Origin of the sequence: Veillonella orientalis (assembly GCF_018406505.1) — a bacterium.
Taxonomy (GTDB): Bacteria; Bacillota; Negativicutes; order Veillonellales; family Veillonellaceae; genus Veillonella; species Veillonella nakazawae.
Window position 1 is genome coordinate 1,092,498 of the sequence record NZ_AP022322.1, and the last position, 18,477, is coordinate 1,110,974.

The 18,477-nt window shown below is 39.6% G+C and carries 20 protein-coding genes; all 20 read right to left on the reverse strand.

Annotated features, from left to right (window positions below):
- Positions 1-60: 60 nt before the first annotated feature.
- The 20 genes from VEIS1202513_RS04935 to VEIS1202513_RS05030 all read right to left on the reverse strand — a co-directional run bounded on the left by VEIS1202513_RS04935 (position 61) and on the right by VEIS1202513_RS05030 (position 18,430).
- Entirely contained in the window at positions 61-825 is a 765-nt protein-coding gene (locus tag VEIS1202513_RS04935; RefSeq protein ID WP_060923970.1) for an ABC transporter permease, read from the reverse strand.
- Complete coding sequence (locus tag VEIS1202513_RS04940) at positions 822-1,478, reverse strand: ABC transporter ATP-binding protein (protein WP_213466885.1); 657 nt, start codon at positions 1,476-1,478, stop codon at positions 822-824. Before VEIS1202513_RS04940 ends, VEIS1202513_RS04935 begins: the two co-directional genes overlap by 4 nt.
- Before the next feature lie 213 nt (positions 1,479-1,691).
- Entirely contained in the window at positions 1,692-1,976 is a 285-nt protein-coding gene (rpmA, locus tag VEIS1202513_RS04945; RefSeq protein ID WP_004696430.1) for a 50S ribosomal protein L27, read from the reverse strand.
- A 12-nt stretch (positions 1,977-1,988) separates the two neighbouring features.
- Positions 1,989-2,303: a ribosomal-processing cysteine protease Prp gene (locus VEIS1202513_RS04950; RefSeq protein WP_060923972.1), complete on the reverse strand. Its 315-nt coding sequence runs from the start codon at positions 2,301-2,303 to the stop codon at positions 1,989-1,991.
- Between the two features lie 2 nt (positions 2,304-2,305).
- Positions 2,306-2,617 (reverse strand): 50S ribosomal protein L21, encoded by a 312-nt coding sequence (rplU, locus tag VEIS1202513_RS04955; protein WP_004698652.1) that lies wholly within the window; start codon positions 2,615-2,617, stop codon positions 2,306-2,308.
- Positions 2,618-2,821: 204 nt separating this feature from the next.
- The gene (locus VEIS1202513_RS04960; RefSeq protein ID WP_213466886.1) at positions 2,822-3,394 is read right to left on the reverse strand and encodes a manganese efflux pump MntP; all 573 of its coding nucleotides are present in this window, start codon (positions 3,392-3,394) and stop codon (positions 2,822-2,824) included.
- Between the two features lie 26 nt (positions 3,395-3,420).
- Entirely contained in the window at positions 3,421-4,848 is a 1,428-nt protein-coding gene (locus VEIS1202513_RS04965; RefSeq protein ID WP_213466887.1) for an Rne/Rng family ribonuclease, read from the reverse strand.
- A 116-nt stretch (positions 4,849-4,964) separates the two neighbouring features.
- A complete protein-coding gene (locus VEIS1202513_RS04970) occupies positions 4,965-5,660 on the reverse strand; it encodes a TIGR03936 family radical SAM-associated protein (RefSeq protein ID WP_178884685.1) in 696 nt (231 codons plus the stop codon).
- Positions 5,632-7,515, reverse strand: a complete 1,884-nt coding sequence (locus VEIS1202513_RS04975) for a TIGR03960 family B12-binding radical SAM protein (protein WP_213466888.1) — start codon at positions 7,513-7,515, stop codon at positions 5,632-5,634. Before VEIS1202513_RS04975 ends, VEIS1202513_RS04970 begins: the two co-directional genes overlap by 29 nt.
- A 58-nt stretch (positions 7,516-7,573) precedes the next feature.
- Positions 7,574-8,677 carry a rod shape-determining protein RodA gene (gene rodA / locus VEIS1202513_RS04980; RefSeq protein ID WP_082717856.1) on the reverse strand — a complete coding sequence of 368 codons (1,104 nt, stop codon included), beginning with the start codon at positions 8,675-8,677 and terminating at the stop codon, positions 7,574-7,576.
- Positions 8,678-8,685: 8 nt separating this feature from the next.
- Positions 8,686-9,609, reverse strand: coding sequence for a P-loop NTPase (locus VEIS1202513_RS04985; RefSeq protein ID WP_213466889.1), 924 nt, complete (start codon positions 9,607-9,609; stop codon positions 8,686-8,688).
- A gap of 1 nt (position 9,610) precedes the next feature.
- Entirely contained in the window at positions 9,611-11,533 is a 1,923-nt protein-coding gene (mrdA, locus tag VEIS1202513_RS04990) for a penicillin-binding protein 2 (RefSeq protein ID WP_213466890.1), read from the reverse strand.
- Positions 11,534-11,556: 23 nt separating this feature from the next.
- Positions 11,557-12,048, reverse strand: a complete 492-nt coding sequence (gene mreD / locus VEIS1202513_RS04995) for a rod shape-determining protein MreD (RefSeq protein ID WP_213466892.1) — start codon at positions 12,046-12,048, stop codon at positions 11,557-11,559.
- On the reverse strand, positions 12,045-12,962 hold the full coding sequence (gene mreC, locus VEIS1202513_RS05000; protein ID WP_060923981.1) for a rod shape-determining protein MreC: 918 nt from the start codon (positions 12,960-12,962) through the stop codon (positions 12,045-12,047). Before mreC ends, mreD begins: the two co-directional genes overlap by 4 nt.
- A gap of 1 nt (position 12,963) precedes the next feature.
- Positions 12,964-14,001 (reverse strand): rod shape-determining protein, encoded by a 1,038-nt coding sequence (locus VEIS1202513_RS05005; protein WP_060923982.1) that lies wholly within the window; start codon positions 13,999-14,001, stop codon positions 12,964-12,966.
- 286 nt (positions 14,002-14,287) lie between these two features.
- The gene (gene radC / locus VEIS1202513_RS05010; protein WP_213466893.1) at positions 14,288-14,986 is read right to left on the reverse strand and encodes a RadC family protein; all 699 of its coding nucleotides are present in this window, start codon (positions 14,984-14,986) and stop codon (positions 14,288-14,290) included.
- 227 nt (positions 14,987-15,213) lie between these two features.
- Positions 15,214-15,780, reverse strand: a complete 567-nt coding sequence (locus VEIS1202513_RS05015) for a Maf family protein (RefSeq protein WP_105085903.1) — start codon at positions 15,778-15,780, stop codon at positions 15,214-15,216.
- A 102-nt stretch (positions 15,781-15,882) separates the two neighbouring features.
- The gene (locus VEIS1202513_RS05020) at positions 15,883-16,506 is read right to left on the reverse strand and encodes a hypothetical protein (RefSeq protein WP_213466894.1); all 624 of its coding nucleotides are present in this window, start codon (positions 16,504-16,506) and stop codon (positions 15,883-15,885) included.
- Between the two features lie 151 nt (positions 16,507-16,657).
- Complete coding sequence (locus VEIS1202513_RS05025) at positions 16,658-17,863, reverse strand: acetate/propionate family kinase (RefSeq protein ID WP_105089434.1); 1,206 nt, start codon at positions 17,861-17,863, stop codon at positions 16,658-16,660.
- 3 nt (positions 17,864-17,866) lie between these two features.
- Positions 17,867-18,430, reverse strand: coding sequence for a hypothetical protein (locus tag VEIS1202513_RS05030; protein WP_039969076.1), 564 nt, complete (start codon positions 18,428-18,430; stop codon positions 17,867-17,869).
- Positions 18,431-18,477 lie beyond the last annotated feature (47 nt).

Sequence of the window (18,477 nt, forward strand, 5' to 3'; positions counted from 1 at the left end):
ATGACTAAAATGTATGTAATTAAATTAATTCCTTATTTACTATTAACATTTCAATAGAAATTACTTATATAATTGATTTCTAGTATTAAAAAATGTTCTATATGCCAATTGACACGTAATAAAACAAGCAATCGATATAGTGGATAACGACATAAATGTAACGATCATTTGATATTTTACAGCTTCTAATGGAGGCATGCCTGCTAGGATAAGGCCTGTCATCATCCCCGGCAGCGCTACGATACCTAATGTCTTGGCACTATCTACAGTAGGTTGTAGACCCGTCTTTATAACATCACGAACTATTGCTTTCGAAGCTTGTTTAGGTGTACTACCCAAGGCTAATTTAATTTCCACCTCTTGTTTACGCAATTCAAAATTTGATAGCATTTGACGATAACAAAGCCCAATGGCTACCATAGCACCACTAATGACCATACCACCAACAGGAATCAATTGGTACGCAGTAAAACTAAGCACGCCAGTTACCAATAAAATAGATAAGGTTATCCATGCACCAATGGTGATAGCAAACCAGGAAATCCATAACGCATGCGGAATCCCTTGCCCTCGTTTAGCTGAGTTATAAGCGGCATTAAAAGCCATAAATCCAAGTAAGCCAATAATAAATATTGGACTTTCCGTACTAAAAATATACGATAAAATAAACCCGATGACTAATAGTTGAACTGTAGCACGTATAGCACTGATGAAAATATCCTTTTCTAGCTTCAATTCTTGTCGATAAGACATAATCATACTAATAATAACTAGCACTGATGCAAGGCACAACGATATAGTAGATATAGTTTGAAACTGACTCATATCAGTACCTCCTCTTTAGCTAATTGACCGTCTACGATAGTGATGCGGCGATTTGCAATACGCAAGCTTTGCTCTTCATTATGAGTAATGGAGATAATGGTGATCCCCTTTTTATGAAGCTCATCAACCACATTTTCTACAATAGATGTATTCGTCGCATCTAAGGCAGACGTAACCTCGTCTAAAAGCAACACTTTAGGCTCGAAAATAAGGCTCCGAATAAGGCATATTCGTTGCATTTCACCACCAGACAACTCATCATTACGGCGCTCCATATAATTTAGTGGCATATGTAGTAAATCAAAGAGATATTCTATACGACTCATATCCGGTTTTAAACCGCGAATATCATAAGGAAATAGAATATTACGACGTACTGTTTTCGCAAACAAATAAGGTCTTTGAAAGCAGTAGCCCACCTCTCTACGATAAGATTCAGGATCTATAGCCGTTAAAGGACGATCATTATAAGTAATAGTTCCCGATGTAGGACTAATCAGATCACTACATAATTTTAAAAGTGTACTTTTACCACTTCCAGAAGGACCTACAATAGTAATATAATCGCCTTGATTTACCGATAAAGATACATCACTGATAATAGATTTGTCTTTTACAATATAAGATATATTTGATAATTCTAGCAGTGCCATAATGCCCCCTATCTCGTCATATGTGTATTAAAAGCAAAATATCGGCTCACTGTTGCTAGTTATTTAGTATTCTTAAGCATAATGATTCTAATTATGATATCATTGCCAATATGATAATGCTAAACTTAATTATAATATATCTATCAGACACATACTACAGAAAGCAAAAAATCCCTAGTGGAAAACCACTAGGGATTAATAATCTTTGTAAAATTAAGCTTCTACAGGGTATACGCTAACTTTACGGTTGTAACGACCAGCACGTTCGAATGCTACTTTACCAGGCACAAGTGCGAATAAAGTGTCATCTTTACCGATACCTACGTTAGTACCAGGGTGGAAGTGAGTACCACGTTGACGAACGATGATGTTACCGCTCTTTACGATGGAACCATCATGGCATTTAACACCAAGACGTTTAGATTCACTGTCACGACCATTACGAGTACTGGACACACCTTTTTTATGTGCGAACAATTGCAAATCAAAAGTAAACATTAAGTTCACCTCCTATATTTCGTGTATTTGGACAAACTCTGGATATTGACGGCTAATTTCCTTTAAACCAAGGATCATAGTCCCCAGAATATCCTGTCCACTCTGGTTAATCGTACCAGAGAGAACCATATCACATCGACCTTCGCTATTCGTATATTCCCCTTCTTGCTGAGCAATCTGGGTAAGTCCTAACATTGCCGTTGCCGTTAAGGCAGACACTGCAGCACATACGATATCGAAGCCATGCTCATCATATCCTGCATGACCGGATAGGTGACAACCAATGACTTGATTCTCACTATTCCGCTGGATTTCAATGGAAACCATAATTAAGCTTGGATAGATTCAATACGAACTTTTGTGAACGGTTGACGATGGCCTTGACGACGACGGTAGTTGGATTTAGCTTTGTATTTGAATACTAAGATTTTTTTACCTTTACCATGCTCAAGAACTGTACCTGTAACTTTTGCACCGTTTACAAGAGGAGCGCCAACTTTAACGTCGCCGTCATTCACTACAGTCAAAACTTCTTCGAATGTAACGGACTCGTTAGCAGCTGCTTCCAATTTTTCGATAGTAATTACATCGCCTTCAGCAACGCGATATTGTTTACCACCAGTTTTAATAATTGCGTACATGAGAACACCTCCTTGTTATCGAACTCGCTGAATTCGGTATCCCGACCCGAACTTCGGTCGGGCGTTTAAACCTGCTTCACGCGGATTGCAAAGTTCAGTAAACCGAACTAATACTGATATAGTATATCGTATTTACCTATCTATGTCAAACAAAATTCAATATAAATAGCTCAGTTTATGATACTTTCATATATATACAAACCTCTAAAATTCTCCGATAATTCCAAGATGTTGTAAAAGTATTTTTGTACCGATGAGAATCAATACACCCCCACCTAGTATGTCTGCATATTTTCCCACGAACTGGCCCATAAATTTGCCTAGGTACACACCAATAAGAGAAATACCAAAGGTAATTACCCCTATCATAGTAGAGGCTTCCCATACATTAATAGGTAGAAAAGCAAAGGTTAAACCAACCGCCATCGCATCAAGGCTAGTTGCCACAGATAGCATAATCATTTCCCAAGCACCTAAAAACTGTTTATCATCATCTTCATCGTCATCACTAAGGCCTTCTCGTATCATAGCAACCCCTAAATAGCCGAGAAGTCCAAAGATAATCCAATGATCCCATTCAGATATGACATCGATAAACTGGCGACCAATGAGCCAGCCAATTATAGGCATGAGAAACTGGAATAACCCAAATAAGAATGCCAATGTAACCTTTCGGCCATTTTCACCTACCGGCATTGATAAACCTTTACCAATCGATACACCAAAGGCATCCATGGCTAGACCAATACTAATTAATATAATTTCAAATACAGACACGAAACTCACCTATAAAAACTACTTACTTATTCTGCTACTGCCATCAAAGAATATCCTTCTCGGCTAATTTGTGAATTCACTACAATCGAAATCTTACGCCCTATAGAATCGCCTAACTCCTCAAGGACAGCCTTAGTTAAGTATTGGGCTACCTCTGGATGTACTTCGATTTCTAGATTAGATTTAATGCGACCTGATTTAAACAGCTCACGTATACGACGGATAATTTGCATGTATACAGTTCTACCTGACAACATGTATCCAGTGCCCCCACATTGAGGACATGTATCAAACATCAAAGTTTGCAAACCTTGACGGGCACGCTTTCTTGTCATCTCCACAAGACCAAGCGAACTAATACCACATACCACAGTTTTCATCTTATCTAACTTGGCCTGTGCGCTCAACAATTTTAACAACTCTTGTTGATGGGACTTATCCTTCATATCGATAAAATCGACGACGATAATACCACCAATATCGCGCAATCGCAATTGTCGACAAATTTCCTTTGCCGCCTCTTTATTGACTGTAAAAGCCAGATCTTCTAACTTATTAGACTTACCTGTGTAATGAGCCGAGTTTACATCAAATACGGTGAGAGCCTCCGTATGATCGATACGGATAGAGCCACCGGAAGGTAGATTGATATCACGAGAGATAAGATCTTCTAATTGTGGTTCAATATGATTAGCTTTAAAGATAGGTGTGCTACCACGGTGACGTGTCACTTTAATTTGCTGTGATGTAGGCCCATGACCTAAGAGGTCCATCAATCGAGACTCGCCCATATCAGAATCTACAATAATCTCTTCTACATTGCGATGCGCATAGTCTCGCACAAGGCGGAACCAAAAATCCGCATCACTATAGAGATCAGTACCACTCTTAGCCACCTTAAATCGTTTTAACACATGTTGCCATGTACGCCATAAATATTCCATATCACGACCGATTTCGTCAGCACTAGCCTTAGCGGCTGCGGTACGAATAATAAATCCACAGCCTTCCTGTACATAAGGCGCTGCTAATTCTTGTAATTTAGCACGTACTGCTTCATCAGTAATTTTCTTAGAAATATGCATGCCTTCAGAATATGGTAAAAGCACCATAAAACGTCCTGCCAAACTCACATCAGCTGTAACGCGAGCACCTTTACCAAGCATTTCCTCTTTTACCACTTGTACAAGAATTTGCTGTCCCACAGATAGGCGTGGCAAGATTTTCTGTTCTTTCCCCTGTTGAAGGTTCAAATACGCATTTTGAGAGCCCCCTATATCAACAAAGGCCGCTTGCATACCGTTTAATACGTTCTTAACAGTACCTTTGTACATATGATTTGCCATATGAGACTCATCAGTACGTACTAAGACAAAATCTACTAACTGCCCTTCTTCGTTGATAACAGCCATGCGAATTTCTTCTCGCATAACATTGACCAAAATTTTATGCATCCTATCCCTCCCTTCGTTCAATTTAAAATATATAGATCTTTTAAAACACTAAAGCGTATATAAACCACTTAAGATTTATGTAAAGATATTAGTAATTAAGATGTATATAACGAGTATTAGTAGTTAATTTCCAATGGAGTGTAACGACCTTCTTCATTTTCCACCATAATCGCTTTACGATGAATTTCATAGCCACTTGTAATCGGCCAGTTATATTGGTCTTTACCAAGGTTCCATACCTCACTAGGTTTAATAGTACCTTGCGGATAGATGCCGATGCCCATAGTAAGGGTTACCATACCGTCCTTAACAGATGCTACGATAGGTTCTTTTACAAATTCTTTCACATCAATAGTGCGAGTTTTCTTAGGCGTTACCTTTTCATAAGAAATCTCCGTAGCTTCATTGAAAGATTTGAGCAAAGCATCCCAATCAGCATGTTCATCCGTTACAGGACCTGTTACTTCGTAAATAGCAAAGTTACAGATAGCCATCATCTTTTTAACCTTTTCAGGCATTTCCTTGCCACCTAGCACCTCAAGACCTGGCGGTGCTACGCGGTTCAAACGCTCCATAATGGACTCTAAAGAGTCCTCTTCTAGCACATCCATATCGATATATTCAGCCGCCGCTGTTACACCTAGAGCAAGTGCAGAGGAAAAGCTAATTTTCATATGTGGATTAAAGCCTTCAGAATAAGCCATTTTAATTTCTGCGCGGCGAATCATACGTTCTACTGCTTGTGCATAATCAAGGTGCGACAAGAATCGCAATTTTTCGCCTTTATTTAAGGCCAAACGTAACTTTTTCAACTCTGCCACCCTCCTTATAGTCAATAATTGCAGTATTTAGCTCTGGACATACGTTACAGCCCTTACATGGACCGCGACGGCAATCACTTGTTAAATTTGCCTCTACCGCTTGTTCCCACTCTCGTTTCAAGAAAGCTTTACTTACAGTGCAATCCAAATGATCCCAAGGTAATGGCTCGTCGAAATCACGAGTACGACGTGCAAAATATGCAGGATCCAACCCACAGTCAGCGAATGCTTTTAACCAAGTTTCATAGTTGAAGAACTCAGTCCAGCCATCAAATTTACAACCTGCTTCCCAGGCTTTTACAAGAACTTTAGACAATCTACGGTCCCCACGAGCAAAGGCAGCCTCCATGTAGCCCGTATAGCCATCATGATAGTGATAAGAAATATTGCGGTTATTGATGAGAGATTTTAAGTAGCGTTGCTTACGATGAATTTCCTCTACATCTTGTTGACCATACCATTGATATGGAGAATGTGTTTTTGGCACAAAGAAGGATACGCTAACGGTTACAGAGCCATTGCGTTTACCCGTAATATCACGGTGTAAATCAAGTACCTTGTACGCTAGATTAGCAATACCTGCTAGGTCTTCATCTGTTTCAGTAGGAAGGCCCATCATGAAGTACAATTTAACTGTATTCCACCCAGATTTAAAGGCATTTGTACACGCTGCCAATAAATCTTCTTCACTAACGCCTTTGTTGATAACATCGCGCATGCGCTGTGTACCCGCTTCAGGAGCAAAAGTAAGACCACTCTTACGTACTTGTTGCACCTTTTTCGCAATATCAATGGAGAAGCTATCAATACGTAAGGATGGTAAGCTTACGCTCACTTGTTTATCTTTGAACTCTTCCATGAGCATATCTACTAGCTCTGGCAATTTAGAATAATCCGCAGAGCTCAAGCTCATCAAAGAGATTTCATTATAACCAGTATTAGCAATCGTATCCTTAGCAATTTGAAGCAAACGCTCTGGCGTCTTTTCACGAACAGGACGGTATAACATACCAGCCTGACAGAAACGACAACCACGTGTACAACCACGGAATAATTCGAGTACCGCACGGTCATGAACTATATCTAAGAATGGTACAACAGGTTTTGTTGGGTAGAAAACATTTTCTACATCTTCAACAATGCGTTTTTCAACAGCTGCAGGTACGTCTTCAAAGCGCGGTGTAATAGATTTAAAATCGCCTTGCTCGGTATATTCCACATCGTATAATGCTGGACAATACGTACCAGGGATTTGAGCCACTTTACGCAAGAATGCTTCCTTGCCGCCTGGGAATCCTTTTGCCTTTTCAGCCTTGTAGAGATCGATGAATTCATCTCCCCATTCTTCGGACTCACCGAGAGATACAATATCAAAGAAATCTGCAATAGGCTCTACATTAAATGCACATGGGCCACCACATACGAGTAACGGGAAATCCATATCACGATCTTTAGCGTACATAGGAATGCCAGCCAAATCGAGCATATTCAAAATATTAGTAAAGCTCATCTCATATTGAAGCGTAAAGGCTAGTACATCAAAGTCTTTAATAGGCGTACGAGTTTCCAAAGAGAATAAAGGAATGTTGCGCTTGCGCATCTCCTCTTCCATATCGTGCCACGGAGCAAACACACGTTCCGCTGCTGCATCTTCACGACGGTTTACAAGACCATATAAAATTTTGATGCCCAAATGGCTCATAGCCACTTCGTATACATCTGGAAAAGCTAATGCCATTGTTACATCAACAGTACTGTGATCTTTTACGATACTGTTATATTCGCCACCAGTATAACGAGCAGGCTTTTGGACATGTTGTAACCATGACGTATCTAATTGAATCATACATCCTCCGTCTTTTCTGAAAGACTTCTTTCATAATCAATCCTAAATACATAGGGTTTTAGAAAATATATTTCGTTCGTTGCATAGCGATATTTAACAAAATACCGATACTCAACATATTGGTGGTCAACGCACTGACACCATAACTAAGGAATGGTAATGGAATACCTGTAACAGGCATAATACCAATGGTCATGCCTACATTAACGAGTACCTCGAAGGTAAACATAGTGGCAATCCCTGTAGCTAGTAACATACCAAAATTATCATTACACATATACGCCACTTTAATGCTGCGATAAATAAGCATAAAGAGCAATAATAATACTATGATACAACCTACAAAGCCAAATTCTTCACCAATAACGGAGAAAATAAAGTCCGTATGGTTTTCTGGTAAGAAGTTCAACTGACTTTGTGTGCCATTAAAGATACCTTTGCCAAAAATCAAACCAGAACCAATGGCAATCTTAGACTGAATAATATGATAGCCAGATCCAAATGGATCAATATCTGGATTTAAAAATACGAGAATACGTTGTTTTTGGTATTCTTTCAGTACAAACCAGCCTAAAGGCATCAATAATAAACCAGTCCCTGCAATGATTTTTATGAGTCTAGTTTTAATGCCAGAGATAAATAGCATTCCCACAAAAATAGCAATGTACACAAGAGATGTACCTAAGTCAGGTTGTAAAAATACAAGTCCAATAGGTACCCCAACATATAATACAGGCAATATTAAAGACTTAAATGTATCTAACTTGCCAATACGGGGCTCTAGCATTTTAGCCATACAGATAATCATCAATAATTTAGAAAATTCTGATGGCTGAATGGTAATAGGCCCCAATTGAATCCACCGTTGAGCACCCAATGCAGATGTACCAACGGCCATAACGGCAATTAACATCAAAAGGGTAATGCCATAAATGATATTGCCCCAATCCTTTAACCGATGGTAGTTAAGGAATTGCATGCCTATCACAACAGCTGCATTAGCAAGGAAAAATATAAGTTGCTTTACTACTAAACTACCAAATCCAATAGGCTCTTGATTAACATGAGTTGCACTGCCAATAGCTGCTAAGCCAATGCAAACCAGTAGAAAAGTACATATGATAATAGCCCAGTCGCTATCATTCCATAGTTTCCGCCACATCATATCACCTATTTCAATTTACGACGGCGCCATAAACTTTGCTTACCTTGCACTAATAAACGCTGAGTAGTCCATCCACCGCGATTAATATACAAAACAGTATTCGAATCTCCAAAGATAGACTCACCAGCTGAAGCAAGAGTCGGTGTACATGATTCTTCTTTAGCCGCTTTTTTCTTAGTTACATAGGCATCAAATTGTTTTTGTACATCATAATCTTCCCAACAATCGCCTGTCACAACATAGTCTACAAGAGGTGCTAATACATTACGAAACTCATGAGAAGCAAGGTCTAACAAATGACCATCTTGTGTATATGTTAGGATATCTTCATCATAAGGAATCATAGCCCCTACATACTCGGCGCGAAGGACTTCCAACATATCATATAAATCTATGTCTTCACTATCTACTGGCACTGCATTAAAGGCAATAGCAAAGTCGCGAATATTATGTTCTTGACACACTTGAATCATACGCGCCCCATTGCGCAAGGATACCCACAATGGATGTGTCACAACGATACAACGACTCACAAGATCTAAAATTGACTCAATGCCCTTACCAATCCCTGCTGGTGCATCGATCAAAATATAGTCATATACATCACAAAGCCGACGAACTAATTTCTTATACTTCTTTCGACCTATATCTTCCCAGCGTGCACTTTGACTAGCCGGTAAGAAATCTAGATTTTCTGCAATTGATACAATAGCATCATCTGTATATTCTTTATCTTCACTCGCATCAAGTGCATCATAGATAATTTCATCTGCCACGCCTAATACGAGATCCAAATCGCGCAATCCAAAGTCCCCATCACAGAGCAATACGCGGTGCCCTGCATGACTTAAGGCTGCACCCAAGCATGCAGTGACGGTCGTTTTACCTACGCCACCCTTGCCGGATACAACACCAATGATTTCGCCCATACTAATCCTTTCTTGGTTGCCCACTTGTTACTGCATTCTGAGGTTTCTGCCCATTAGGCGTATTCCCTACAGTTGCAGAATCTTTATTACTTTTAGTATTTGTATCATTCGTTTTTTTATTTAATGGTACATTGAAATATGCGGCTAACACATCTCGTACGATTGGACCTGCAGAGCCCGCACCAAAGCTACCTTGTTCAACAAGTGCAACCACAACAATTTGTGGCTTGTCATATGGTGCATAGGCTACAAACCAGCCATGATCCCGGCCATGTGCATTTTCCGCAGTACCAGTCTTACCAGCTACATTAATTGGGAAGCCTTTAAATAAATCCCCTGCTGTACCACCTTCATTTGTAACATCACGCAAACCTTCTCGAATAAGGTCCATAATATTTTTTGGAACTGGTAGAATACCTAATTTATCAGGACCGAAAATCTCTTTCGGAGTGCCATCTTTATTATCAATACGGCTTACCACATAAGGTTTATATTTAATACCACCATTAGCTACTTCGCTTAGCAAAACAGCCATTTGCAATGGCGTAACTAAGGTAAAAGATTGACCAATAGCAGCATCGAAGGTTTCACCTAAGTACCAATCTTCATCATATACTTTTCGTTTATACTCAGGGCTTGCCATAATGCCAGACGCCTCACCTGGTAAATTAATACCAGTCTTTTCGCCAATGCCAAAATAAGCAGCATATTTATCGAGATTTTCTATACCAACGCGATTACCCATTTCATAGAAGTAAACGTTATCTGACTTAGCAAGCGCTCTATTAAAGTTAAGCCATCCTAAGGCTTCACCTTCTGCATTTCGCTTATCGATTAACCAGTGCTTACCACTGTCAAAGATCATCTCTTCAGGAGTAACCTTTTTAAGATCTAATGCTGCTGTACCGGTAATAATCTTAAATGGTGACCCTGGTGGATACTCACCAGAAATAACCTTATTATCAAAAGGATGATTTTTATCATTATTCAGCTGATTCCATTGAGCAGTTGTAATCCCTTTAGAAAACCAGTTTGGATTAAATTCAGGCGCACTGACCATAGCTAAAATAGCCCCTGTATTAGGGTCCATGGCCACCACTGCTGCCCCTTGTGCGGGAATACCTTGCGCACGCAATTGATCGAGCTGGTTTTTAACAGCTTCTTCTGCAGCCTTTTGTAAATTCACATCGATGGTTAGATGAATATTAGCACCTGGCACCGTATGTTTTCTATCTACCTCAGCCACAGGACGACCTGTAGCATCTACCTCAACTTGTTTACCACCATCGGTACCACGCAAGATAGAATCATATAATTTTTCGAGACCAGAACGACCTAAAATAGTACCGCCACTTACCAGTGTATTAGGGTCTTGCTGTTTTAGCTCTTCTAATTCCTCTTCACTCACTTCACCAACATAACCAAATAATTGAGAAGCCATCGTTTCATATGGATAGTATCGAAGTGGCTCAACATCAATGGTTACCCCTGGTAATTCATGACGATGCTCTTCAATGGTTGTCACTACATCCATAGAAATATCATTAGCAATACGTATTGGCTCATAACCATACTTGTGATCATTAACCTTCTTTGTAATATCTTCAGGCTTCATTTTTAATAAAGCTGCCAATTTAGCAACTTCACCATCATCCAAAGCCTTTCCGGTAGGCATGATAGATATAGTATAAGCAGGTCGAGAGCCTACAAGAATTTGACCATTACGATCATACATAACACCTCGTGCTGCAGTCATCGGTACCATGCGCAATCGGTTGCCTTCCGCCTTGGCTTGATAATAGCCACCAGCCAAGATTTGTAGCATAAACAAACGCAATGCTAACACTATAAATATGCCCGCTACAATGTAAAAGAGTACATCAAAGCGACTCGTTTTTCTTCGTTTATAGAGGCCTTCAAGCACTCTTTCACCCCCTTACTAATTTATTACCAAATATAATCTTGCTGTTCGTCCTTACGCCACAATAATCCATGTACGATGGCAGCCAATAGACCGTTCCAAAATAGTACTGGTATAACCATATGCCACATATATCCCCCTATATGTAAATCTCCACCACTGGCCAATATCATTAAGCTCCGGATAAATCCATCAAGCAATGTACAAATGGCTACAATAGCACTGGACCAATACCAACGTTCTTCATAGAGTCGATGTTTCACTGCAGATAATAGGTAAACCACAAGAACGTAAGGGAATAAATGGAGCCCAAAGAAGTTAGATATCAATACATCATGTACAATACCACCTATAACAGCTGCCATCAGCCCCATATAACGACCTTTAAATAGTGTGACTATAACAATGGTGGTCAAAATTAAATTTGGCAACCAATTCGTATGAAAAATAGCAGGCAATAATTGCGCCTGTATAAAGTAAATTAAAAATCCACAGAGTACTAAAGCTAGACGCGTCATGGTTTAACGGCCCCCTTTGCCCCTTCAACTTGATCTCGTTGTGTTTGAGGTACTAGTTTAGGCTCAAGCCCTGGTTTTGGTGGTGCACTTACTGAAGATGATGTAAGGACAAATACCTCTTCTAAACGATAGAAGTCCACACTTGGTGTAATTACGGCATTCTTTACAAAACCTTCCGTATCATTTTCGATGGACTGTACATTACCAACAGGTAATCCTTTAGGGTAGATACCACCATACCCAGAGGTGATTAATTTATCCCCTACTAATACATCACCATCACGGGCAATATTTACCATTGATGGCGTACGAGGTGAGTCACCATCACCTTTTACGACGCCAGATAGGCGAGATTCAGGACGTTGTACAATAACACCGATTGCACTACGTGGGTCAAGAATGGTTTGTACTCGAGAAGAGTGAGGGTATACATCGGTAATAAAACCAACTACCCCACTTGGTACAACGACAGCCATATTGACAGCCATCCCTTCTTCACTACCCTTATCGATAGTGAAAGTATTTGTCCATGTGCCGTAATCCTTTGTAATAATACCGGCTAAAGTCATGGAGAATTCCGGATGATTGCTCTTATAGTTGAGCAATTGACGAAGTCGAATATTTTCTGCTACTACTTCATCATAGTTAACAACCTTTTGTTCTAATGCAGCCTTGCGAGATGCTGCCTCATCACTTTCAATAGTTGCAGAAATAGCATTATTGAGCACTGTAAAACCGGTTTGTACACCGTCAAGCAAACGGGCAGATCCATAAGCAAATGGCGTTGTAATACCTTCAAGAGTGACAGTAACAAAAGGAATACTAGTTCGTTGTTTCCATGCAAATCCGAGCAACGCTAATAGGATACAGCTAATGACAACAACGATAATTAACTTTTTATCTGACTGTATCATATTAGTCTTGGCCCTTTCTATTTTTAGAATTCACAATAAATCGTGATAAGCTCACCAAGTCAGATGAAGCCCCGTTAAGGCCCACAACGACTTTTGTCTCTGGTGCATCTGGAACATGTACAGGCACACCTAACTCGCCCCCGATACGCTCAGCCAAACCCGACAGTTGCGCAGTACCACCAGTTAGATATATTCCATATTGCATAATATCTGCTACAATCTCAGGTTCAGCAGAACGAATCATTTGTTTCACTTCATCTAAAAGGCCCGCAATACAGTCATTAACAACTTGATATACCTCTGACTGATGAATAACACAACGTCTGCCTAAACCATTCATCATATCACGACCTTGAAAGGCATATTCGGCATCTTCTAAAGGTGCCATAGCAGTGCCTACTGTATGTTTAATATCTTCTATAATTTCTTCAGAAACGATAACCCCAAAACACTCACGTACATAGCGTAGCAATGCATTATTGATATCTGAGCCACCGAAGCGAATCGTTTTACTGTCTACAATGCCGCCCAATGAAACAATACCCATATCGACAGTGCCACCACCAATATCAATGACCATAGATCCACGAGCTTCAAAGATAGGTGCGCCGCAACCAATGGCTGCAGCGACAGGTCGTTCGATAAGAAATACTTCGCGTGCTCCAGCCTGAATAACAGCATCCATCATCGCTCTTTGCTCAACGTCGGTCATCCCACAAGGAACACCAACAAGAACTCGAGCGCGGCGCAATGCATTAGACACTTTATTCAGAAAATAGTTAAGCATCGTGTGCATAACGCGATAGTCTACAATAAATCCATCTTTTAATGGCGTTAAAGGTCGCCACATATCGGGCATACGCAATACAAGACGTGCCGCTTCATCCCCAACGGCTACTACTTTTTCTTGTTTTGTATCAGTTGCTATAATAGATGGTTCGCTTATAACAGTTCCTCGCGTCCCCCCCATGAGGCGCGTCTGTATGGAACCAATATCTATACTTACATCTTTTCCTAGAGTAGGTAAAATGGAACTCATAGTAAAATCTCCTTCATTACATCATCATTCCATTTTACCACATATAATGCGACTTTATCTATTGATATCAAGGCTTTTCCCCATGTTAAAAGCACATAAAATGCATAATTCAAGTACCCTTAAGTCATACATAATTTATACACTTACAACTGATACACCTTGCTATGTATAGACCATACAAAATAGAAAAAGCACTCCTATAATGATGTATACATCTCTTCACTGAACAAATCAGAAAGAGTGAACTCATTATTATGAGTGCTTTTACTATTAATATGTGCATTCTCTAACTAAGTTTACCTATTTCACTAAGGCTAGTGAATTCATTATCACCAATAATAATATGATCTAATACTGGTATTCCCATAAACTGACCTGCACTAACAAATAACTTGGTAAGCCGAATATCTTCGTCACTAGGCCGGCTATCGCCAGATGGATGATTATGTATTAAGATAATGGCTGCCGCATTACAAGCTATGGCCTTCTTAAAAACAGCTCGCTGCTCTACGAGGCTAGATACTAAACCTCCATTCGAAATATGTTCTAACTGAATCAACTTATTTCGAGACGTCAACATAGCTGCCCATACATGCTCCACCTCTTCGTGTCGCAGGCGCTCCATTACATATTGAGCAATGACAAAAGGTTGAGAAAAATCTTCGTATGTTTCCTTAATTTTTAGTTCCCCTAATCGTCGCCCCATCTCAAGAGCCGCACACAAAGTTACCGCTTTATCTGTACCAATTCCCTTAATTTTTATAAGCTCTTCAACGGTCATTCTATTAAGACCGTACTCCCCATCATCATAGGACTGTACAATATCACTCGCTAGCGATATGGCAGACTGACCTTTCACCCCAGTACGCAATAAAATAGCTAGCAATTCCTCCATCGCCATATGGGATGGTCCTAAAGCAAGAAATTTTTCACGGGGACGCTGAAATGGTAACATGTCTTTTACACTTACTGTTGGTACTTCCATAGAATCTCTCCATTCAAATAGATAACACCATTTGTAAATCTAACTACACACATCTACTCTCTTACTATATCAATAGCGCACAGCACAGCACAGCACAGCACAGCACAGCACAGCACAGCACAGCACAGCACAGCACAGCACAGCACAGCACAGCACAGCACAGCACAGCACAGCACAGCACAGCACAGCACAGCCGATTATAGCACCATCGCCATCAAATGATAGTATTATTTAGCACCTAATGCTTTACACAATTCATCGTATACATGTTCAACAGGTAATCCTACCACATTGGTATAAGAGCCTTCTATCTTCTCTACCCATAAAGCACCTTTACCTTGTATGCCATAGGCGCCAGCTTTGTCCATAGGTTCGCCACTAGCAATATAGGATTCGATTTCAAAAGGAGCTAATTTTTTAAAATATACCTTTGTTTCATTATGAAAAACTATTTCTTGACCTTTAATAAGCAAGGCTACACCAGTAATTACAGAATGAACTTGGCCTGATAAACGCTCTAGCATATGACGGGCCTCAGATTCATCATGAGGTTTACCTAGCACTTGATTGTCTAATACGACAATCGTATCAGCACCTAGTACGATGCTCCCTTCAGGTACGCCTACAGCCGCACGAGCCTTACCTAAAGCTTGTTCTTTCACCATTTCAATAGGATCATCATAACCCTTATTAGCCTCTTCATAGGTACTTGATACAACAATATGATCAATACCAACTTGTGTTAATAATTCAGTTCTTCGTGGTGATTGGCTCGCCAAATATAATCCAGCCATTTGCACTCCTTTATAGTATATGAATTTTAGTTAATTTCACCGTTTTATAAATAAAACCATTCCAACTAATTTAGATAATATAAATTAGAAAAGATCTGTAAATTAAACAAGAATATCAGGGCCATCCTTTTCAGGTGTTGTTAACTTTTTATAGTACTCTTGTACATCTTCACCATGTTTTACCGCATCAGCACGGACTGCAGCATAAAACACAATGTCCGCTTGAGGCACACGGATACGACCTGGTATATGTTCCTCTAAGATGTCAAAAAATTTATCATCTGCTTTCAATAAAAGGCGACCATTTTGAACCTTATCACCCTTTACAATCGCATATACTAGAGACCAAATAGGACGTGGATCAGAAGTTGAACATTTTCTATATTTATATCGATATTTAATATTTGTCAATAATTCACGTTCAAACTTAAATACGCCATCAATCATATCGTAATCTACCTCAAAATGGCGCTTTCTAAATATAGAAGATTCTTCAATTACTAACTTTGTATCTGTCAAAATATAGGTATATCGACTAACGGCTTGTTTAACAATTACGATGATAGCCATAATTTCAATAAAATATTCTGCTATTAGTATAGTATGCAAGTTAATACTACGATATGTAGTGTAGCCAACACCACATAATAATAGAATAACAAAACATAATACTAGCCACTCTGCACTTTTAGCACGCTGAGATTTTTCTTCATATAATACTGTCATATGTTACCCCTTTAAAAGAACTACTACTTTATAACTATACATTCTATTATAAGGTATTCTAAGTATAAAAACTACAAAAACCCCGCCTATATCTATGATATAGACGGGGTTTTATGACTCTATTAGTCACCTAGTTCAGATACGAACTATATTATTTTTTCAAGGATGCTGTAATACGTTGAGTATCGCGAGCAATCATGATTTCTTCGTTTGTAGGGATTACGAAGATTTTAACTTTGGAGCCTTCAGCACTGATTTCTTGTTCTTTACCGCGGATGTTGTTGCGTTCAGAGTCAATGCGAGTACCCAAGTATTCTAAACCGTTGCAGATTGCATCACGGTTACCGATACCGTTTTCACCGATACCAGCTGTGAATACGATAGCATCAACGCCACCCATAACTGCTGCGAATGCACCAATTACGCGGCGAACTTTGTAATGGAACATGTTCAATGCTAATTGAGCACGTTTGTTACCATTAGATGCTGCTTCTTCGATAACACGGAAGTCATTGGACACACCGGAAATACCAAGTACACCGGATTTTTTATTCATAATAGCGTCTACTTCATCGTAGTTCATGCCAGTTTTGTTCATCAAGAATGGAACGATAGCTGGGTCAATATCACCAGTACGAGTACCCATGATCAAACCAGACAATGGAGTAAAGCCCATTGTAGTATCGATGGAGCGACCACCTTTAATAGCGGATACGGAAGAACCATTACCTAAGTGACATGTGATGATGCGAAGATCAGACATGTGTTTGCCCATCAATTCAGCGCAACGTTGTGCAACATATTTGTGGGATGTACCATGGAAACCGTAACGACGGATGCCATAATCTTCATAGTATTCGTAAGGAAGCGCATACATGTAAGCTTCTTTAGGCATTGTTTGGTGGAATGCAGTATCGAATACAGCAACTTGTGGTACGTTAGGCATGATAGCTTGGCAAGCTTCGATACCTTGAATGTTTGGTGGGTTATGCAATGGAGCCAATGAGCAGCATTCTTCTAATGCTTCCATAACAGCTGGAGTGATCAATACGGAGTCAGCGAATTTTTCACCGCCATGTACTACACGGTGACCAACAGCGTCGATTTCGTCCATAGACTTAATTACACCATATTCAGCATCAACTAAAATATCAAGTAAAATACGAAGAGCTTCTTTATGATTCAAAATTGGTTCAACGCGTTCTAATTTATCTGCGTTAGGACGTTTATGAGTGAAGATAGCGTCTTGATCACCAATCTTCTCAAAAAGACCTTTTGCCAATTCTGTTTCAGTTGTCATATCAAGTAATTGATATTTCAAGGAAGAACTACCGCAGTTAACTACTAATACGTTCATCGATTAACCCTCTTTCTGTTGTGTAACTTGAATCTTGTTTTGAATTTCTTTGCTGATATCAGCACCTACCTGATCCTTTTCAGGATATTGGTAGACTATATTCCACAATACGCCATGATCTAAGAATACGTATTGAGAAAATCTAAATGTTTGCCCTTGAGTTGTATAAGTCACATCAAGCTTTTTAGCAGACGCGCCTTCTAAAGCTACAGACTCTTCTTTGATGGTGCCGCCAATTTTAGTAAACTCAGATTTGCTGCGGTTAACATACTCATCCACCGTTGGCAATGGTTTATTTTCACCGGCACGCAAAGCCTCAACCTCAATCACCATATGGTCTGTAACAGATCCATAAATATCAATTGGATACCCATCATCAGACATATTTTTTGTGCTTTTACCCATTTCATAAGGCAAAGCAATGGTAATTTCAGATTGACCAGCACGGATAACTTGATGGCCAAAACTATATGTATCCATTACATTTGTAGAGCCACATCCCGCCATTGCTAGTAGCGCAGCACCGAGCAGAGCCCCTTGTAATGTACGTTTCCAATTTTGTTTCATCATATACCTCACATCAATTCAGCATTTACAGTTAATTATAGCCTATA